The organism is Jatrophihabitans endophyticus (assembly GCF_900129455.1).
Taxonomy (GTDB): domain Bacteria; phylum Actinomycetota; class Actinomycetes; order Mycobacteriales; family Jatrophihabitantaceae; genus Jatrophihabitans; species Jatrophihabitans endophyticus.
The window spans coordinates 986,488-1,003,555 of sequence record NZ_FQVU01000002.1 but is presented as its reverse complement, the minus strand read 5'-3'; the positions used below and the strand labels follow the sequence as shown (position 1 = coordinate 1,003,555).

Genomic DNA, 17,068 nt, shown 5'->3' with positions numbered 1-17,068 from the left:
CGATGCTGCCCCGTTCCCGGCGGGGGAACGGGGCAGCATCGTCGGCGTGGGCCGGCACCGTGCGACTCACCCCCGTGTCGTCGCCCGGCTCCCGCCGCACACGGTCCTGGACCTGCCGTTCGCGACTCACCCCCGTGTCGTCGCGGCGCAGGTCGGGACCGGCCCGACCGGGTCGGTCAGGCGCTGGTCGCGCGCTTGGCCGCAGCTTTGCGCGTGGTGGTCTTCTTGGCCGCGGGACGCGTGGTGGCGGCCTTGCGAGCCGCGGTCTTGCGCGGGGTGGTCTTGGCCGCCGGCCGCGGGCTGCCGGCCGGCGCCGTGGTGGTGCCGCGACCGGTCAGCGACTGCACCGGCTTGACGACCCGCTCCTGCATCGTCTCGACGACGGCGTCGGAGACGCTGTCGGCGACGTCGAAGGCCCGGGCGAGGCGCGGGTCCTTGCGCAGCTCGGCGAAGATCGCCTCGGCACGGTCGGTGACGGAGGCCTGGTAGCCCTTGGCCTGCGCGACGTAGGGCTCCAGCGCGGCCTTGATGGCGTCGACGTTGACGGCCTTCTCGGCCGAGGCGCGCAGGTCGTGCACCGCGCTGTTGGCGCGGTTGACGATGTCGTTGGCCTGACCGGTGACGCCGCCCAGCTGCGCCTGCGCGGTGCTCAGGGTGGAGTCGAGCACCTTGCGGCCCTCGGTCACGGCGTTGTCGGCGTAGGCGCGGATGTCGCTGGCGATGGACATGGTCGGTTCGCTCCTCGAAACGGGTCGGTCGGGACGGGTGGTTCGGCGGGCCGGGGTCAGCGGGCCGGGTCGGCCGCGGCGTGCGCCACGGGTGCGGACGCCGTGTCGGCCTCCGCCCGCAGCTGCGAGTTCTCGCGTCGGAAGGACTCGTAGATGTCGAGCAGCACCTGCTTCTGCCGCTCGTTGAGCTCCTCGTCGGTGAGGATCGCCGCCACGATCTCCGGGTTGCCCTCGCGGAACTCGAGGAAGCCGGCCCGGACGTACAGCTGCTCGGCCGAGATGCGCAGCGCCTTGGCGATCTGGGCCAGGATGTCGGCGCTCGGCTTGCGCAACCCGCGCTCGATCTGCGAGAGGTACGGGTTGGACACCCCGGCGAGACGGGCGAGCTGACGGAGGGAGACCTGGCCCTGCTCGCGCTGCTCACGGATGAACTCCCCGATCGCGGCACCGCTGCGCTTGGCCTGTTCCTTCGGCCCCTCGGCTATCACGTATCCGAGTCTGGCCGAGTACTGCTAGCTATTGCAAGCAGGCCAGCTAGCGACGTCGGTCACGCTGCGAGCAGATCACGGGCGGCACGTCGCGCGGTCGCGACGGCGTCGGCGTCGCCGCCGGCCGTCAGCGTCACGATGGCGCCCTCGTAGAGCAGGTGGACGGCAGCACCGAGGCGGGCCGCCCGCGCCGCCGGCATGCCCGCGTCGCGCAGGCCCTCGACGAACCACGCTCGCATCCACTGCTTCTCGGCCCGCACGACCGCCTCGATCGCGTCGTCCCGGCCGCCGTACTCGGCATAGGCGTTGACGAACCCGCAGCCGCGCCGCTCGGTCCGGGTCCAGCTCGCCAGGGCGTCGAACACGGCCAGCACCCGGGAGATCCCGGGCCGGCGCCGGTCCGCGACCTCGGCGAGGTAGGCCTGCCAGCGTCGGCCCCGGCGCACGAGGTACGCCGCGATCAACGCGTCCTTCGACCCGAACCGGTCGTAGAGCGTCTTCTTGGTGGTGCCCGCCGCCTCGGCGATGGCATCGACACCGACGGCATGGATGCCGCTCTCGTAGAACATCGACGACGCCGCGGCGAGGATGCGCTCCCCGGCCGGCGGCAACGGAGCGGGCTCGGCGAAGAGGTCGGTCATGGTCGTTCCCGTCTGGAGGCGTCGGGGTGCACTGCGAGTATACCGACCGGTATGGTTATGTCGACGGCATGAGACGTTCGCCCGCCACCGCCCTGCTCGCCGTCCTGCTCGTCGTGTGCTGGTCCTCGGGCTTCGTCGGCGCGACGCTGAGCACGCAGGTCGTCCCCTTCGACACCGCACTCGCGTGGCGGACGATCGTCTCCGCCGGCGTCCTCGCGGTCATCGCCCTGCTCCGTGGCGAGCGCGTCTCGCTCGCCGACGCACGCCGGCAACTGCCACTCGGACTCCTGGTGCAGGTCGTCTATCTGGGGGGCGTGTTCGCGGCGGCTGAGGCAGGTGTGCCGACGGGGACGGTCGCGTTGATCGCGGCGTTGCAGCCGCTGCTCGTCGCGGGCCTCGCCGGCCGCGTCACCGGCACGTCGCCGACCCCCCGCCAGCTGGCCGGGTTGCTGCTCGGCGCGGCGGGTGTCGGCCTGGTGGTGGCCGGCGACCTCGGCACCGGCGCGGCGCCGGCCGCTGCGTTCCTGCTCCCGGTGCTCGCCGTCGCGGGCCTCGCCGCCGGCACCCTGCTCGAGGGCCGGTGGCGGCCCACCACCCCGCTCGTCTCGTCCCTCGCGCTGCAGAGCGGCGTGGCCGCGGTGGTCTTCGCCGCCGTCGCCGCCGGCCGCGGGCACCTCGCCCCGCCGCCGACCGCGCACTTCTGGTGGGCCGTCGCCTGGCTGGTCGGGCTCGCGGCGCTCGGGGGTTACGGCAGTTACCTGCTCACCGTCCGCCGCAGCGGCCCGACCTTCGCGAGCGCGCTGCTCTACCTCACCCCGCCGACGACCGCGCTCTGGGCGTGGGCGATGTTCGGCCAGGTGCCCGGGCCGCTCGCCGCGCCCGGCGCGGTCGTGTGCGCGGCCGGTATCGGCCTGTTCGCCGGCCGGCGGCGCAGAGCGGTCGTCCGGTCGCGTCCGGCCGTCCCGTCGCCGCGGGCGGCCGTGCCCTCGCACTAGCGACGGGCGAGCGCCTGGGCTGCGAAGCCGGCCACGAGGAGCAGCAGCGCGCGCGTGTCGGCGTCGATCTCGCACCGTCCGGCCCACCCCACGGCGAGCGTGCCGAAACTCGCCCCGGCCACGGTCAGCGGCAGGTGCGCGACGCCGTCGATCCCGGCGGCGTCGAGATGCGCACCGACGCCAGGCGTGGCCCGTTCGGCGGCGTCACGGTTCACGTGGAAGACCGGGTCGGCCTCGAGCGCGGCCCGGGCCACGGGGCTCGAGCCGTCGAGCGGGAACGCGATCCACCGCGCCGCACGATCGACCGGGACGGGGTCGAGGCTCAGGAAGCGGAGCACGCCGTCGTCGGTGTCGGTCAGCGCGATGCCGACGCAGACCGCGCCGACCTGGTCGCGGACCGTGTGCGTGATCGTGTCCGCGACCTGCTCCGGGGTGGCGGCGCGACCGACCGCCTCGACGACGCGCAGCAGCAGGCGTGACCGGTCCCGCGCCGTGCGCGGCGCGGGAGGGCCGACCTGCCGCCCGTCGGCCGCGGCGCTCGTCCCGACGCCGCGGTCGCCGACCTCGATGCGGAACCAGGTCGTGGTGGTGCGGTGCCGCCGCGTGACGCCCCACTCGGTCGCGAGCCGGTCGACGATGCCCATCCCACGGCCCGTGGTGGCACCGTCCGGCACCGCCGTCACCGACGCGACGACGTGGCGCGGCTCGGCCGACGGGCGGTCCTCGTGCACCTCGACGCCCACGGCGTCCGCGTCCGCCGTCACCACCACGCCGACACGTTCGGAGCGCGCGTGCCGCACCACGTTCGTGACGAGCTCGCTGGTCAGCAGCTCGGCCTGCGCGATGACGGCGCGCTCGACGGCGTGCACCAGGAGCGTCGAGCGCACCTGCGCCCGCGCGAGCGCGGCGGCCTGCGTGCCGGCCTCGAACCACGCGACGTCGCGATTGCCCGCGGCGTGTTCCGCCACGTCGTGACGGGCGTCGGCCGCAGCACCGGAGCCGGCGGTCGGGACGCCCTCGGACGACGGCGATGCCATGCGCTCGGCCCCTTCCGCGACGCCCCCGGGTGCCGCTGCGCGCGGCAGGCAGTCAGTCAACTAGCGGCGGGCCGCCGGGTCAATCACCGACGCGATCGTGGCGACCGGTGCGCGGTCGCGGGCACCGTCGATTGCCACCCTCTCGGGTCCCCCTGACCGGTGGCCGGGACCCACGCGGCGATCACTGCTACTGTCGGTCCCGGTTGTCAGCACCTCCTTCTTCGGCACGACCAGCGACGCAGGGATTTGTTGAGATGCGTCTGTCGTAGCCCCGGTGCCCAGTCTTCGAAAGCCACGTCGCCGCAGACCGCGATCCGCGCACGGTGCGCGTGATCACTGGCTCCCGAGAGGACCAACAAGCATGGCTCAAGGCACGGTCAAGTGGTTCAACAGCGAGAAGGGCTTCGGCTTCATCGCCCCCGACGACGGCACCAAGGACGTTTTCGTCCACTTCTCCGCCATCGCCGGTGACGGTTACAAGAGCCTGGACGACAACCAGCGCGTCGAGTTCGACACCACGCAGGGCCCGAAGGGCCCGCAGGCGGAGAACGTCGTCGCGATCTGATCGTCCGGCCTCCGGGCCGACAGCTCGGCCACCGGCGCCGATCGCATTCCCGCAGGGGACGCGATCGGCGCCGCGTGCATTCCGGCGGCGGTGCCGACCAGATGTGATGCCTAGGCCTCGTCGAGCGCTTCCAGCGAGTGGATGACGGGGCGTCCCGCGAAGCCGTCGCCGGCCTTGGCGAACGCCGCCGCGATGTGCTCGGAACGCATGTGCGCCGCCAGGTCGTCGGCCTCCCGCCACGACTCGACGGTGACGAACACGGTCGGGTCCTCGGTCGAGCGGTACAGCGAGTACGCGAGGCATCCCGATTCGTCGCGGGTCGGGGGGACGAGCTCGCTCAACGCCTCCCGCACGAGGTCCTCGGAACCGGGCTTGGCCGTGATGACGGCGACGACGGGCAACGGCATGGCGGGTCCTTCCGCTGACGGTGCGGGCATGCGCGACGTCGGTGTCCGAAAACCGCCGGACAATTCGGCGCGCGTGCCCGAGAGTGACGTCCTGGACGATAACCGGCCCGTGCCTGTGAGGAGTTCCCCGTGACCGAGCTGTTCCGTTCGCTGCACGTGCCCGGCCACCCGCTCGTGCTCGTCAACGCCTGGGACGCGGGCAGTGCCCGCGTCGTCGAGGCCGCCGGCGCGACCGCGGTGGCCACGACGAGCGCGGGCGTCGCGTGGAGCCTCGGCGTACGCGACGGCGACGCGCTCGACCGCGACACCGCGCTCGCCGCGGTGCGGCGGATCGTCACGGCGGTGGGTGTCCCGGTCAGCGCCGACTGCGAGTCCGGTTTCGCCGACGACCCGGCCGGCGTCGGCGAGACGATCGGCCTGCTCGTCGCCACCGGTGCCGCCGGCGTCAATCTGGAGGACGCCTGGCACGGCGGCCCGACGCCGCTGCGCGAGACCGCCGACCAGACGGCACGACTCGCGGCCGCGCGTGCCGCCGCGGGCACGGAGCTGTTCGTCAACGCCCGGGTCGACACCTACCTGCGCGACGTCGGCGACCCCGAAGGCCGCCTCGCCGACACCGCCGCACGCGCCGCGGCGTATCTCGACGCCGGCGCGGACGGCATCTTCGTGCCCGGTGTGGTCGACCCGGCCACGGTCGCATCCCTCGTCGACGCGATCGACGCGCCGCTGAACATCCTGGTCGGCCCGGGCGCGCCGCCGGTGACCGAGCTCGCCGCCCTCGGCGTGGCCCGCATCAGCCTCGGTTCGTCGGTCGCGGCGGCCGCGTACGGTCTCGCGCGCAACGCCGTCCGCGAGGTGCTCGCGTCCGGCACGTACGAGTCCTCGGCGGACGCCCTGCCCTACGGCGAGCTCAACGGCCTGTTCGGGTAGTCGGGGTCGGCAAAGGTCACCGGCGCCTCGAAGTTCGCCCGGCGCGCGGCACGACGGAAGGTCGCGAGCGCGGCGGGGCCGACGACCAGGATCGCCACGAAGTTGGTGACCGCGCGCCCGGTGTCCCAGCCCAGCGAGGTCGCGAGGTCGAAGAGCAGGTAGCGGTGCCACTGGTCGCTGAACGAGGCGCCCGGGAGGAACGCGATCGAGCTGTTCGGGTCGACCGAGAACGGCCAGAACGACAGGTTGAGCATGAATCCGAAGAAGTACCCCGAGAGCGCGCCGTAACCGGCCAGCATGGCGATCTCGACCCGGCCGCGCGCCCGCGGCAGCAGGCCCGCGAACAGCCCGACCCACGCGCAGCCGAACATCTGGTAGGGCAGCCACGGCCCGACGCCCCCGGTGAGCAGTGCCGACGCGAACAGCGACGTGCAGCCGAGGCTGAAGCCGAAGCCCGGCCCGAAGACCCGGCCGGCGAGCACGAGCACGAAGAACACCGTCTCGATGCCGGCGGTCCCGGCGCCGAGCGGGCGGAGCGCGGCGTTGACGGCCGACAGCACGCCGAGCATGGCCACCGCCTTGGCGTCGATGCCGCCGTCGGCGATCTCGCTGAACACGACGGCGAGCACCAGCACGAGCAGGCCGCCGAACATGAGCGGCGCCATCGTCCGGTCGTCGAAGCGGCCCGGGTCCACCAGGAACGGCCACAGGAAGGCCACGAAGCCGACGAAGCTCGCGAGCGTCACGCTGATCACGGTCCGGCGCGGGATGCGCACCGCCCGCGCGCGGCGTGCCGGCGTCGTCGCGGTCACGACGCCGCTCCCGGCAGCGCCCGCGCCACCTGGGCGACCGTCAGGTAGGGCAGCGGCCGGAGGATCTTCGCCGTCTGCGGCGCGAACGCCGGCGACGCGACGACGACCTCCGCGGTCGGGCCGTCCGCGACGACCTCCCCCTCGGCGAGGACGACGACGCGGTCGGCGGCCGCGGCGGTGAACTCGACGTCGTGGGTCGAGATGATCACGGCACGCCCCTCGGCGGCCAGCGCGTCGACGATGCCGATGAGTGCCTGCTTGGCCAAGTAGTCCAGGCCGCGCGTCGGCTCGTCGAGCAGCACGACGCGCGGCGCCGCCCGCAGCTGCACGGCGAGGACGAGCGAGAGCCGCTGCCCCTCGGACAGGTCACGGGGATGCAGCTCGTCCTCGATGCCCGGTGCGAGCCGGTCGAGCAGCGCGCGGGCGCTGCCGCCCGCGGTCGCCGCGTCGACGCCCGCCTCGCGGTCGGCCTGGGCGAGCTCGGCCCGCACCGAGCCGAGGTAGAGCAGGTCGGCCGGGGTCTGGGGCACCAGGCCGACGAGCCGGCGCGCCTCGGCCACGGCGAGCCGGCGCGGGTCGCGACCGGCGACGTCGACGGTGCCGTCGTGACGCCGGCCGGCGCCCTGCAGGGCCCAGAGCAGCGAGGACTTGCCCGAGCCGTTGTGCCCCATCAGCGCGACGACCTGCCCCGCCGGCACGTCGAGGTCGACCCCGGCGACGGCGACGACGTCGGCGTAGCGGACGACCACGTTGCCCGCCGTCAGGGCGATCGAGCCACCGGCGGTGCCGGTGCGTGCCGGCGGCAGCGGCCGTCCGGCCAGCGCGTCACGCAGCGGGCCGGCGCGGCGGCGGGCGTCGCGCACCGACAGCGGCAGCGGCCGCCAGCGCGCGAGCCGGCCGAGCTCGACGACGGGCGGGGCGACGGTGGTCGACTCGAACGCCGCGGCCGGGAGGTCGTCGGTGACGGTGCCGTCGCCGTGGACGAACACGACCCGGTCCGCGTACTGGACCACGCGTTCGAGCCGGTGCTCGGCGAGCACGACCGTCACGCCGAGATCGTGGACGAGCCGGGTGATCGCCGCGAGGACGCCCTCCGCGGCGGTGGGGTCGAGCGCCGAGGTCGGCTCGTCGAGCACGAGCACCCGCGGGTGTGCGGTGAGCACCGCACCGATCGCGACCCGCTGCTGCTGCCCGCCGGACAGCTCGTGCAGCGCGCGGTGCCGCAGCTCGACCAGGTCGAGCAGCACGAGAGTCTCCTCCACCCGCTTGCGCATCACGGCGGGCGGCACGGCCAACTGTTCCATGCCGTACGCCAGCTCCTCCTCGACGGTGTCGGTGACGAAGGACGCGAGCGGGTCCTGCCCGACGACACCGACGACGTCGGCGAGCTCCCGGGGCGGGTGGTCGGCGGTCGAGCGTCCGTCGACGCGGACGCTGCCGGCGAGCGTCCCGCCGGTGAAGTGCGGCACCAGGCCGTTGATCGCCCCGAGCAGCGTCGACTTGCCCGAGCCGGTGCGACCGACGACGAGGCACAGCTCGCCCTCGTCCACCCGCAGGGAGACGTCCCGCAGGACCGGGGTCGTGCCGCCGGAGTAGGTGACGCTGACGTGGTCGAACTCGATCATCTACACCCCCGCCAACTCGTCGCCGGCTCGGCTCGGTCGGGCCGCGCGCGGATCGCGGGCCGCGCCGCTGCCCGGACGTGGCGCCGGACTCCGGCGCACCGGCGGCGGCGCGGTCAGGGCGGCCGCCCCGGCAGCCAGGATCGCGGCCACCGGCAGCAGCGGCAGCGAGGGGAAGGCGAGCGGGTACAGGCCGGGGTTGAGCTGGGTCGGGTCGTAGCCGACGGTCAGGAACATCACCGTCGCGCACACGACGCCGCCGCCGGCGACGAGTGACTCGGGCGTGCGCCAACGATCCGGGCGGTAGGCGGTGCGCTGCACCCGTCGGCCGCCCGCGTGCAGGCCGGCCGCGCACAGCAGCACGCCCGTCGCCACGGCGGGCAGCCCGAGCAGCCGCGGCACGGTCGGGTCGACCAGCCCGTACACGCCGACGCACAAGCCGCACATCCCCAGCGACAGCAGCAGTCCGGTGATCCGCCGACGGGCCCGGCTCACGTCACCGACGCGGCCGTACCCGCGCGAGTCCATGCCGGCGGCGAGGCGCAGCGAGCGCTCGAACGCGTCCTCCAGCACCGGGACGACGATCGAACGCAGCGGCCGCAACCCCCTGCCGTGGCCGCCGCGCAGCCGGCGCGCACGGTTGACGCGCTGCGCGCTCTCGACCAGCTGCGGGGCGACGCTCAGCGCGACCACCACCGCGACCCCGAGCTCGTACAGCGCGCCCGGCAACACCCGCAACGCCCGTTTGGGGTTGGCCAGCACGTTCGCCGCTCCCACGCAGCACAACAGCGTCCCCAGCCGCAGACCGTCGAAGGCGGCCGACAGCGTGGCCTCCAGCGAGACGGCACCGCCCAGCCGGATGCCGGCGTACCAGTCGGGGGTGTCGAGGTGCGGGAGCGAGAACAGGATGTGGTCGTCGGGCTGGATCCCGGATGCGAACACCGCGCGGAAGACCACCCGCGTCACGATCACGACCAGCGCGAGGACCAGGTAGTACTGGAAGGCCCGCGCCCACGGCGCGTCGCTACGACGACACGCGATCACGAGGCCGAGCACGGCCAGCACGAGCACGAGCAGCAGCGGGTTGCTCGTCCGATTCGCCGCCACCGCCATTCCGATCGCCCAGCTCCACCAGGCCACCGGGTGCAGCTGCCGCGGCGTGCGCGCGGTCGCGAGGGCGCTCGCCGTCGGCACCCGCTCAGCCCTGGTCGGTGTCGAGGCGTCGCCGTCGCCGGACGGCCCAGCCCGCGCCGACGGCGAGCACGGCGGCGAGGCCGATGCCGACGACGAGCGGTACCGCCGACCCCGCCGGCGGCCGTGTCGTCGACGCAGGACGCGCGTCGACGACGTTGCCCGCGGCCCGCGCGCCGAGCGACGAGCCGGCCGCGGACGAGGCGACGGCCCGACCCGCTGCCGTCGTCGCGGTGCCGTGCGTGGCGGCGCTGCGGCCGGCGGTCGGCGCGAGCGGCGCGGTCGAGGCCCGGGCCGTCGACCGTCCCGCCTGCGTCGCGGTCGGCTCGGCCCGCCGGGCGGCTGACGACGTCCGGTGCCCGTCCGCGGCCCCGCCGTGACCGCGGCCGACCGCGGCGGTCCGGCTCGCGGCCGTCCGTCTCGACCCGCCGTGGCCCACGCCCCGGCCGGCCTCGGTGCCCGTGGGGGTGCACGTCGAGGCGGACCCGCCGGCACGCAGCGAGTTCGGGGTGCACACCGGGAAGCCGTTCACCGGGTCGCCGTCGGCGCCGGTGATGTCGGTGCCGCCGAAGATCCACAGCTGCACCTCGCCCTCGGTGGGCTTGTCGGCGTACGCGCCGAACTGGCTGTACGACCAGCTGTTCCTGCCCTTCGGGGCGAGCCAGTAGGACCAGTACGCCGAGGCCGGCGGCGTCCGGACGCACGCCTCGTCCCTCGGCGTCGGGTACTGGGTGCCGTGATCCCAGGCCTGGTTGCCGATGCGGCACAGGAACTGCGGGCCGTCGTGCTGCGTGCCGGTGGTGCGGAACCCGGTGTCGTTCAGCAGGGCGATGCCGGACGCGGGCCTGTCGAGGTCGCAGCCGCGCACGATCGGGCCGTCCCAGTGCGAGTAGTCGACGGCGACGACGGTTCCCGTGCTCGGCCCGCAGTCGCCGACCGGGCTCGCCTGGGCGGCGGGCGACCCGAGCACCGGACCGACCACCACGACGAGCGCGACGGCGATCGCGCCGAGGACGGCGGAGCGCCGCCACGCCGTCATCGGTGCGTCCCGCCACGCCCGGGGCGCGCGCCGCGGCGGGCGGCGACGCTCAGGGCCGCGCCGAGCGTGAGCAGGGCGGCCGCCCACAGCAGCAGGGTCAGCGTCGGGACGCCGGTGTCGGCGGTGCCCGCCGCACCGTCGGCGACCGGCGACGCCGAGTCGCCGTTCGGCACGGCCCCGGAGGTCTCGGTGCCCGGGCTGCCGCTCCCGTGGCCGGCCGCCGAGGAGGTCGTGCCGGGGCCGGACGGCGTTCCGCCGGAGCTCGAGCCGCCGCCGGGGACGGCGGGCGGGTCGGCAGCCGCGGCACGCGGCAGCGACAGGATCGTCGCGCCGGACAGCTCCAGCAGGCTGCGCTGGGCCGCCGCGGCGACCGCCTGCGTGGAGGCGCGCAGGTCCGGCGCCGCGCCGCCGGTGAGGGCGAAGCCGCCGGCCGGGGTCGCGAGCGAACGCAGGCCGCGCAGCGACGACTGCCACGGCGCGATCGGCGTGATCGTCTGCGGCTGCGGCGGGTCCGCGGTGGGGCTGGTCAGGGCCGTGACGAGCGACTGCAGGGCGTCGGCGGCCAGCGCGGTGGAGTTGGCGTTGTCCCCCGCTGCCCCCGGGAACAGACCGGTCGTGCGCTGCCGGTCCTGCAGGTAGTGCTGCGCCGCGCCGATCCACGTGTCGGTACCCGCCACGGCGGCGAGCGCCTGCACCGCGTACCCGGTGGTGTCGACGTCGGAGGTGCAGCCGTCCCCGGCACTGCGCAGCGTGCTGGCGAAGCCGCCGTCGTCGCACTGCAGCTGGTGCAGCCGCACGACGGCGGGGTCGGTGGCGGCGAGATGGTCACCGTCGTCCGGCGATGCCTGCAGGGCGAGGACTCCGAGCGCCTGCGAGACCGTGGCGTAGTTGTTGCGGAAGTCGCCGACCGCGACGCACGGCTGCCCCGCACCCTGGGCCTCGGTGCACACGTTCGCGGCGAGCACTGCGAGCAGATCGGCCCCGCCGAAGGAGTGCGGATCGCCGCCGGTGGCCTCGGCGACCAGCGCGAGCTTGGCCAGTGACCCGCTGTAGGGCCCGAAGTTCGCCCCGGTCGGGTCGGCGTACGCGTCGACCTGCTTCTCGAGGTAGGACGTCATGGCCGAGACCGACGCGGCGTGCCCGCCGGTGGCCAGCAGCGCGAACACGCCGTCGGCGGTGAGCCCCTGGTCGGGGTAGGCCGTCCCGTCGTAGACCGTCTCGTAGTGGTCGCCGCCGGTCAGCTGGTCGACGAGGTAGGTGGCCCCGGACGTACCGACGTCCTTGGCGTCGAGGTCGTCGAGCACGGAGCCGAACGGGGTGCCGACGACACCGCCGAGCACCTGCGTCGTGGCTCGCATGTCCGAGCCGTCGGCGTCGGCGTCGACGTCGAAGCCGCCGTCGGCGTTCTGCGCCGCGGCGAGGAACGCCTCGGCTCGCTCGATCCGGGTCGCGTAGGTCTGCGCGTCGAGCCGCAGCGCCTGGATCGCGATGGCGGCGGAGTTGGTCGAGTCGCCGGCCGCGCCGGGGAAGCCGCCGTCGGCGGTCTGCTGCGAAGCGAGCCACGACAGCGCCTTCGCCAGCCGGGTGCGCGCCTCGGCGCCCGGCACGAGGGCGAGCGCCATCGCGGCGATGCCGGTGCTGTCGGTCTCGGAGTCGGCGCCGGGCAGCACGCTGGGGAACGCCCCCGACGCGTGCTGCAGGCTCTCCAGGTAGGCGATCGGACGCTTCGCACCCTTGGCGTCGCCGGCGCGTAGCTGCGCGATGATCGGCAGCGCCTGCGCGAAGGTCGACGGCGAGTAACGGTAGTTGCCGGGCGCGGCGCAGACGCTATCGATCGCCTTCGTGCAGACCAGCTCGGCCAGGGTCGCGACGAGATCGTGGCCGGCGAACGCGTGCGGGTCGTAGCCGGTCATCAGTGCGGCCAGCGCGACCTTGCCGACCGAGCCGCCGCCGGCGTACTCCGTGCCGACGCCGGTGTAGTCGTTGATCGACCGGTCGCTGCCGTCGGTTCCGGCGCTGTCCAGGAACGCCATGATGCGACGCAACGCGGCGTCGTCCGAGCCGGACGCGGCGAGCGCGTACACCGCGTCGACGGTCAACCCGTAGTCGGCGAAACCGAGGTCGTACTGGTCGTAGTAGTGGCCGTCCTTGAGCTGCGGTCCGTCGCCGGCACTGTTGGGGGCGGTGAGCAGGTAGTCGGTCGCCTTCCCGACGTCGGCGCGCGGCGCGGGCGCAGCCCTTCGCTGCGCAGCCGGCGCGGATCTCGCCGTCGCGCTCGATCCCGCCCGCACCTGGTTCGGCGTGAAGGCGGGCTTGCCGGTGGTGCCCTCGACGTCGGTGGCGCCGTAGGTCCACGCCTGGACGTCGCCGTCGATCGTCCGCTGCGAATATGCGCCGAACTGCGCATAAGACCAGGTGTTCGATCCCTTCGGCGCCAGCCAGTAGGACCAGTACGCGCTCGCCGGCGGCGTCCTCACACACGACTCGGTGGCCGGCTTCGGGTACTGCGTGCCGCTGTCGAACAGCGCATGGCCGATACGGCACAGGAACTGCGGGCCGTCGTGTTGCGTGCCGGCGGTGGTGAAGCCGGCCGTGTCGAGCAGGTCGATGCCGGTGGTCGGGGTCGTGTCGCAGCCACGGACGATCGGCCCGGACCACGTCGCGAAGCTGACCGCCACCAGCGCGCCCTTGCTGGTGGTGCACGAGCCGGTGCTGCCGACGATGGTGCCGGCCGCCGGTTTCGGGGTCGTGCCGGGTCTCGCCGCCACCGTGACGGTGCGCCGAATACTCGACGCACGGTAGGCCCGATGCTTCGACTTCGCGCTCGCTCGCACCCCGGAGTACCGGACGGTGACGGTGCGCCGGCCCGCGGCCGGGGCGGTGGCGGCGCACCGCGCCGACCCGGCGCGCACCGCGACCTTCGCGCACGTCTTCGGCGTCCTGCCGGCGATGGTGAAGCGCATCGTGCCGCCCGTCGGACGCGGCCTGACCCTCGCGGTCAGCGCGAGCGGCGCGCCCGCGACGGCGCGTGACGCGCTCACGGATGTCGTGGTCTTCCTCGGCTCGGCGGGCTTGGTGGTCTTGGCGGGCTTGGCACCGGCGGGCGCCGCGGTGATCAGAGCACCGGCGAGCAGGAGGATGACCCCGGCCGCGACGGCGCGGCTCCGGCGGGTGGGGCAGGGAGTCATGAGCGACGTCCGTTCGTTCGGAGTGCTCGCAACGCGACACGGCGACGACCGACGAACGGGCCGGGCACCGTCTCGCTACCGCGACGAGACACTGACCACCCAGCCCGGCAGGCATTCCGGCTCGCCTCGCATCGCTGCGCGGCTCACGGTTGCGGGTCAGCGCCGGGTTCACACCGGCTTCCCCTGCGTGGGCTGGTCTTGCTGCACGGGCGGCTGCCCGGCCGAGCGCACCGTAACAGCCCCGCGCCGATCCGGTCAATGCGCATCGGTCGGTGTGCCGACATGATCACGTCGCCACCTCGGCGGCCGACGCCCGCGATCACGAGTTCCAGCCGGTGGTCACCTGGCCGCGTGACACGGCACCCGATCCGTACGCCGCCGGTATGTCAGGAGAAGACGTCGCTGGGTCGCGACACCCACGGGTAGTAGTCGAGGCGACTGGTGAGCCGTAGCTCCAGCAGATCGAGGGGCACGACGTGCGCGGGGTCGGCGGGGGTCGCGGCAATGCGGAGCTCGCGGATGCGCTCGTCGCGCGGTTCGGCCCGCCACGACAACCCGGCCGAGGCCGTCCGACCGGGCCCGAGCATGAACGCTCGTTCCTGCCGATGCGCAACGGGGGTCGGCACGACCCGGAGCGCGCCGCTGCGGCCGGCGGCGGTCACCCCGGTGACGACCGGTCGAGTCAGCCGCACCGGACGGCCCGTGCAGTTGCGCACGTCGACGGCCAGGTAACGCCGGCCGAGAGCTGCATCGAGAGCCGACCTACCGACCGCCAGCACCTCGCCGCGGTGGCACCGGGGTGGGACGTCTCGGTCCGGCGAACCGACGCTGCGGGACGCGGACGAGGTGGTGGGCGTCGATGCAGGTGCGCTGCGTGATCCGGCGATGGTGTCACCGCCCCGGGAGGCGGAACCCCCGGCGCACCCGGATATCGCCAGCGCCGGCGCGAGGATCAGACCGGTCGTGCGCGTCCGCAGGTTTCGATGCGCGGGACCGCCCACGGCGGCGATCATGCCAGAACGTCGCTCTCGCCCCCTTCGTCCCAGGGAGGATGAACCCGTGCTGCCGTGGGACCACAACGCCTACTACGACCGGCTGCTGCTGCGCGCCGTGCCCGCGGGCGCCGAGCGCGTCCTGGACGTCGGCTGCGGGGCCGGCCGGCTGGCCGGTGCGCTGGCCGCCCGCGTCCGCCACGTCGATGCCCTCGACCGTGACCCGACGATGATCGACGCCGCCCGCCGCCGCGTGCCCGACAACGTCGACTGCCGGCTGGCCGACGTCACGACGGTTCCGTTGCCCGCCGGGCACTACGACGCGATCGTCTCGATGACCGCACTGCACCACCTGCCGCTCGCCGCGACGCTCGCCCGGCTGGCCGAGGCGCTGCGCCCCGGCGGCGTGCTGGCCGTCGTCGCCCTGCCGCGTCGCGACCTGCCGCGCGAGCTGCCCGTCGAACTGGTCGCTTCGACCTGGCACCACCTGATCGGTCTCGTACTGGCCGCCGGAGGCGACCGCACCCGGCCGGGCTCGCCCCTGCGCCACGATCCCGACCACCGGCGCATGCCGACGCGCGACGCCGAGCTGACCACGCGCCAGGTGCGCGAGCAGGCCCGGGTGGTGCTGCCCGGTGTGCACGTGTGCCGGCTGCTTGCTCTGGCGCTACCTGCTGATGTGGCGACGTCCCGACCCGCCCTTCCCATAACGGACGGTTCTCGGCACTATGACCCGCAGGTCACGACGATGACCGATTCGGAGGGATTGCCATGCGCACGAAGCTTTTCGCGGCCTTGCTCGGACTCCTGACCTCGGCGGCGCTGCTCATCGCCTCGGCGACGTCGGCATCGGCCGCCACCGCCAAGTCGCAGAACGGCTGGACGGTCATCACCAAGTCGACCTCGTCGAAGCTGGCGACCTACAAGGTGCCGGGCACCAAGCACGGGTTGCTGCTGCGCAAGGGCGACGCCGGCGTGCTCCTGGTCGACTTCGCCAACTGGTACAACAAGCAGGTCGAGAAGCTGAGTCTCTACAAGGCCGGTGACGACTACGGCTGGTCGTACCGCAAGATCCGCGGTTCCCAGACCACGTACTCCAACCACGCGTCGGGCACCGCGATCGACCTCAACGCGACCCGCCACCCACTGAACACCACCGCGGCCCACTCGTTCACGAAGAAGCAGATCGCGGCCATTCACAAGCGGCTCAAGCGCTACTCGGGCGTGATCCGATGGGGCGGCGACTACCAGCATCGCAAGGACCCGATGCACTTCGAGATCAACAAGAGCGTCGCGGCCACGCACAAGGTGTACAAGAAGCTCTTCCCCTGCCACTCGCCCACCTGCTAGCCCGGGCAGGTCGGTCACGCGCGTCGTTGCGCGTCCTCGACCGCGACCCGGAGCCGATCGACCGACCGCATGGCGGACGTGCCACCGGCGCCGGCGGAGCTGCGCGAGCTCGTGATGCTGTCGCAGCACAGCGCCGTCGCGTCCCGCCGGACGACGCGTAGCTGCCAGCGACCGTTGCGCGGTTCCGAGCGATACCTCAGCTCCACGACGGCGATGTCGGCGAGTGGCACGTCGTCGCGATACAGCCCGCGGCGCAGCGTGAAGCCGGGAAGGGACAGGCCGGTGGGCGTGAGGATCACCGTCCGCCAGGTCGAGACACCGCCGACCAGCACCGCGGCCATCACCAGGCAGCTGACGAGGGCCAGGATGCCGCCGGCACAGGACCAGCCGACGTCGCTGCCGCGCGAGACCTGGATGCCGCACACGACGGCGAGCGCCGCGAACAGCGGCGCGAAGACCGCGCCCAGCACCGCGTTCACGGTGCCGTGCAGACCGGCGCGGAACTTCATGGGTCCATGGTCGCAGCGGTTCCCGGACGGACGAGCGGGCGCCGGGTAACCGCGCCGAAACAGTGGTCGGTGAGAGTGCGACAGGTGAAGGTCGCCGTTGTCTCGGTTCGTGACGTCCTGCCGCTCGTCGACGCGCTGACCGCCGAGCTGGCCTCCAGCGGGTACGACGAGAGCGAGATGTTCGGCTACTCCGTCGAGCGACTCGAAGCGGGCGGCGTCCACCTCGTCGGCGCGTCGGACGACGGTGCCTACGTCGGCGTCGGTGGTGTCGAGGTGGCCGACGACGGCACCGCCGAGCTGAAGCGGTTCTACGTCCTCCCCTCGCACCGCGGACGTGGCGTCGCGTCGGCGGTCATCACCGCGCTGCTCGACCACGCCGCCGCGGCCGGGGCGCACCTCGTCCGTCTCGAGACCGGCGTCCACCAGCACGCCGCGATCCGGTTCTACGCCCGGCACGGTTTCGAGCCGATCGCGAAGTTCGGCCCCTACGTCGACAGCGCGTCGTCGGTCTGCATGGCCCGGTCCCTGGCGACGTGACGGAGTACTCCCGCAACGCCTTCGACGGGGGCAGACT

General features: G+C 73.9%; 18 protein-coding genes and 1 riboswitch. Of the genes, 6 read left to right on the top strand and 12 right to left on the bottom strand.

Going from position 1 to position 17,068, the window contains the following annotated elements; translation table 11 throughout:
• Positions 1 to 176: 176 nt before the first annotated feature.
• From BUE29_RS22470 to BUE29_RS09965, 3 genes are read right to left on the bottom strand one after another with little or no spacing between them, the layout of a single operon-like run.
• Positions 177 to 728: a hypothetical protein gene (locus tag BUE29_RS22470; protein ID WP_073389266.1), complete on the bottom strand. Its 552-nt coding sequence runs from the start codon at positions 726 to 728 to the stop codon at positions 177 to 179.
• Between the two features lie 56 nt (positions 729 to 784).
• Positions 785 to 1,216, bottom strand: a complete 432-nt coding sequence (locus BUE29_RS09970) for a helix-turn-helix domain-containing protein (RefSeq protein ID WP_073389263.1) — start codon at positions 1,214 to 1,216, stop codon at positions 785 to 787.
• Between the two features lie 59 nt (positions 1,217 to 1,275).
• A complete protein-coding gene (locus BUE29_RS09965) occupies positions 1,276 to 1,857 on the bottom strand; it encodes a TetR/AcrR family transcriptional regulator (RefSeq protein ID WP_073389260.1) in 582 nt (193 codons plus the stop codon).
• Positions 1,858 to 1,925: 68 nt separating this feature from the next.
• Between BUE29_RS09965 and BUE29_RS09960 the strand changes: the two genes are divergently transcribed.
• Positions 1,926 to 2,852: a DMT family transporter gene (locus tag BUE29_RS09960; protein ID WP_073389257.1), complete on the top strand. Its 927-nt coding sequence runs from the start codon at positions 1,926 to 1,928 to the stop codon at positions 2,850 to 2,852.
• On the opposite strand, the gene BUE29_RS09955 is transcribed toward BUE29_RS09960, so the two are convergent.
• Complete coding sequence (locus BUE29_RS09955) at positions 2,849 to 3,889, bottom strand: GAF domain-containing protein (protein WP_073389254.1); 1,041 nt, start codon at positions 3,887 to 3,889, stop codon at positions 2,849 to 2,851. The genes BUE29_RS09960 and BUE29_RS09955 overlap by 4 nt on opposite strands.
• 361 nt (positions 3,890 to 4,250) lie before the next feature.
• On the opposite strand from BUE29_RS09955, the gene cspE reads away from it, so the two are divergent.
• Entirely contained in the window at positions 4,251 to 4,454 is a 204-nt protein-coding gene (gene cspE / locus BUE29_RS09950; RefSeq protein WP_073389251.1) for a transcription antiterminator/RNA stability regulator CspE, read from the top strand.
• A 110-nt stretch (positions 4,455 to 4,564) separates the two neighbouring features.
• On the opposite strand, the gene BUE29_RS09945 is transcribed toward cspE, so the two are convergent.
• Complete coding sequence (locus BUE29_RS09945; RefSeq protein ID WP_073389249.1) at positions 4,565 to 4,861, bottom strand: putative quinol monooxygenase; 297 nt, start codon at positions 4,859 to 4,861, stop codon at positions 4,565 to 4,567.
• Positions 4,862 to 4,990: 129 nt separating this feature from the next.
• Here BUE29_RS09945 and BUE29_RS09940 point away from each other — a divergent pair, with 129 nt between their 5' ends.
• The gene (locus tag BUE29_RS09940; RefSeq protein WP_073389246.1) at positions 4,991 to 5,791 is read left to right on the top strand and encodes an isocitrate lyase/PEP mutase family protein; all 801 of its coding nucleotides are present in this window, start codon (positions 4,991 to 4,993) and stop codon (positions 5,789 to 5,791) included.
• On the opposite strand, the gene BUE29_RS09935 is transcribed toward BUE29_RS09940, so the two are convergent.
• From BUE29_RS09935 to BUE29_RS23110, 6 genes are all read right to left on the bottom strand, one after another.
• A complete protein-coding gene (locus BUE29_RS09935) occupies positions 5,761 to 6,603 on the bottom strand; it encodes an ECF transporter S component (RefSeq protein WP_073389243.1) in 843 nt (280 codons plus the stop codon). The genes BUE29_RS09940 and BUE29_RS09935 overlap by 31 nt on opposite strands.
• Positions 6,600 to 8,228 (bottom strand): ABC transporter ATP-binding protein, encoded by a 1,629-nt coding sequence (locus tag BUE29_RS09930; protein ID WP_073389240.1) that lies wholly within the window; start codon positions 8,226 to 8,228, stop codon positions 6,600 to 6,602. The genes BUE29_RS09935 and BUE29_RS09930 overlap by 4 nt, the downstream gene beginning before the upstream one ends.
• Complete coding sequence (locus tag BUE29_RS09925; RefSeq protein ID WP_073389237.1) at positions 8,229 to 9,419, bottom strand: CbiQ family ECF transporter T component; 1,191 nt, start codon at positions 9,417 to 9,419, stop codon at positions 8,229 to 8,231.
• A gap of 4 nt (positions 9,420 to 9,423) precedes the next feature.
• Positions 9,424 to 10,455, bottom strand: coding sequence for a hypothetical protein (locus BUE29_RS09920; protein ID WP_073389234.1), 1,032 nt, complete (start codon positions 10,453 to 10,455; stop codon positions 9,424 to 9,426).
• The gene (locus BUE29_RS09915; protein WP_073389232.1) at positions 10,452 to 13,643 is read right to left on the bottom strand and encodes a prenyltransferase/squalene oxidase repeat-containing protein; all 3,192 of its coding nucleotides are present in this window, start codon (positions 13,641 to 13,643) and stop codon (positions 10,452 to 10,454) included. Before BUE29_RS09915 ends, BUE29_RS09920 begins: the two co-directional genes overlap by 4 nt.
• Positions 13,644 to 13,732: 89 nt before the next feature.
• A riboswitch (cobalamin riboswitch) is annotated at positions 13,733 to 13,884 on the bottom strand.
• A 145-nt stretch (positions 13,885 to 14,029) separates the two neighbouring features.
• Positions 14,030 to 14,656 (bottom strand): DUF4232 domain-containing protein, encoded by a 627-nt coding sequence (locus BUE29_RS23110; RefSeq protein ID WP_073389229.1) that lies wholly within the window; start codon positions 14,654 to 14,656, stop codon positions 14,030 to 14,032.
• Between the two features lie 46 nt (positions 14,657 to 14,702).
• Between BUE29_RS23110 and BUE29_RS09905 the strand changes: the two genes are divergently transcribed.
• Together BUE29_RS09905 and BUE29_RS09900 are read left to right on the top strand one after the other, a co-directional pair.
• Positions 14,703 to 15,446 carry a class I SAM-dependent methyltransferase gene (locus BUE29_RS09905; protein ID WP_234971406.1) on the top strand — a complete coding sequence of 248 codons (744 nt, stop codon included), beginning with the start codon at positions 14,703 to 14,705 and terminating at the stop codon, positions 15,444 to 15,446.
• The gene (locus tag BUE29_RS09900) at positions 15,407 to 15,985 is read left to right on the top strand and encodes a M15 family metallopeptidase (RefSeq protein WP_073389226.1); all 579 of its coding nucleotides are present in this window, start codon (positions 15,407 to 15,409) and stop codon (positions 15,983 to 15,985) included. The genes BUE29_RS09905 and BUE29_RS09900 overlap by 40 nt, the downstream gene beginning before the upstream one ends.
• Positions 15,986 to 15,999: 14 nt before the next feature.
• Here BUE29_RS09900 and BUE29_RS09895 read toward each other — a convergent pair whose 3' ends face one another.
• Positions 16,000 to 16,494 carry a hypothetical protein gene (locus BUE29_RS09895; protein WP_073389223.1) on the bottom strand — a complete coding sequence of 165 codons (495 nt, stop codon included), beginning with the start codon at positions 16,492 to 16,494 and terminating at the stop codon, positions 16,000 to 16,002.
• 84 nt (positions 16,495 to 16,578) lie between these two features.
• Here BUE29_RS09895 and BUE29_RS09890 point away from each other — a divergent pair, with 84 nt between their 5' ends.
• Entirely contained in the window at positions 16,579 to 17,031 is a 453-nt protein-coding gene (locus tag BUE29_RS09890; RefSeq protein WP_073389220.1) for a GNAT family N-acetyltransferase, read from the top strand.
• Positions 17,032 to 17,068 lie beyond the last annotated feature (37 nt).

Excerpts from the sequence above, each read along its gene's own strand:
- BUE29_RS09955 (WP_073389254.1), bottom strand. The coding sequence starts at position 3,889 with ATGGCATCGCCGTCGTCCGAGGGCGTCCCGACCGCCGGCTCCGGTGCT.
- BUE29_RS09960 (WP_073389257.1), top strand. The coding sequence starts at position 1,926 with ATGAGACGTTCGCCCGCCACCGCCCTGCTCGCCGTCCTGCTCGTCGTG.
- BUE29_RS09920 (WP_073389234.1), bottom strand. The coding sequence starts at position 10,455 with ATGACGGCGTGGCGGCGCTCCGCCGTCCTCGGCGCGATCGCCGTCGCG.
- BUE29_RS09895 (WP_073389223.1), bottom strand. The coding sequence starts at position 16,494 with ATGAAGTTCCGCGCCGGTCTGCACGGCACCGTGAACGCGGTGCTGGGC.
- BUE29_RS09915 (WP_073389232.1), bottom strand. The coding sequence starts at position 13,643 with ATGACTCCCTGCCCCACCCGCCGGAGCCGCGCCGTCGCGGCCGGGGTC.
- BUE29_RS09965 (WP_073389260.1), bottom strand. The coding sequence starts at position 1,857 with ATGACCGACCTCTTCGCCGAGCCCGCTCCGTTGCCGCCGGCCGGGGAG.
- BUE29_RS09900 (WP_073389226.1), top strand. The coding sequence starts at position 15,407 with ATGCGCACGAAGCTTTTCGCGGCCTTGCTCGGACTCCTGACCTCGGCG.
- BUE29_RS09945 (WP_073389249.1), bottom strand. The coding sequence starts at position 4,861 with ATGCCGTTGCCCGTCGTCGCCGTCATCACGGCCAAGCCCGGTTCCGAG.
- BUE29_RS22470 (WP_073389266.1), bottom strand. The coding sequence starts at position 728 with ATGTCCATCGCCAGCGACATCCGCGCCTACGCCGACAACGCCGTGACC.
- BUE29_RS23110 (WP_073389229.1), bottom strand. The coding sequence starts at position 14,656 with ATGATCGCCGCCGTGGGCGGTCCCGCGCATCGAAACCTGCGGACGCGC.
- cspE (WP_073389251.1), top strand. The coding sequence starts at position 4,251 with ATGGCTCAAGGCACGGTCAAGTGGTTCAACAGCGAGAAGGGCTTCGGC.
- BUE29_RS09930 (WP_073389240.1), bottom strand. The coding sequence starts at position 8,228 with ATGATCGAGTTCGACCACGTCAGCGTCACCTACTCCGGCGGCACGACC.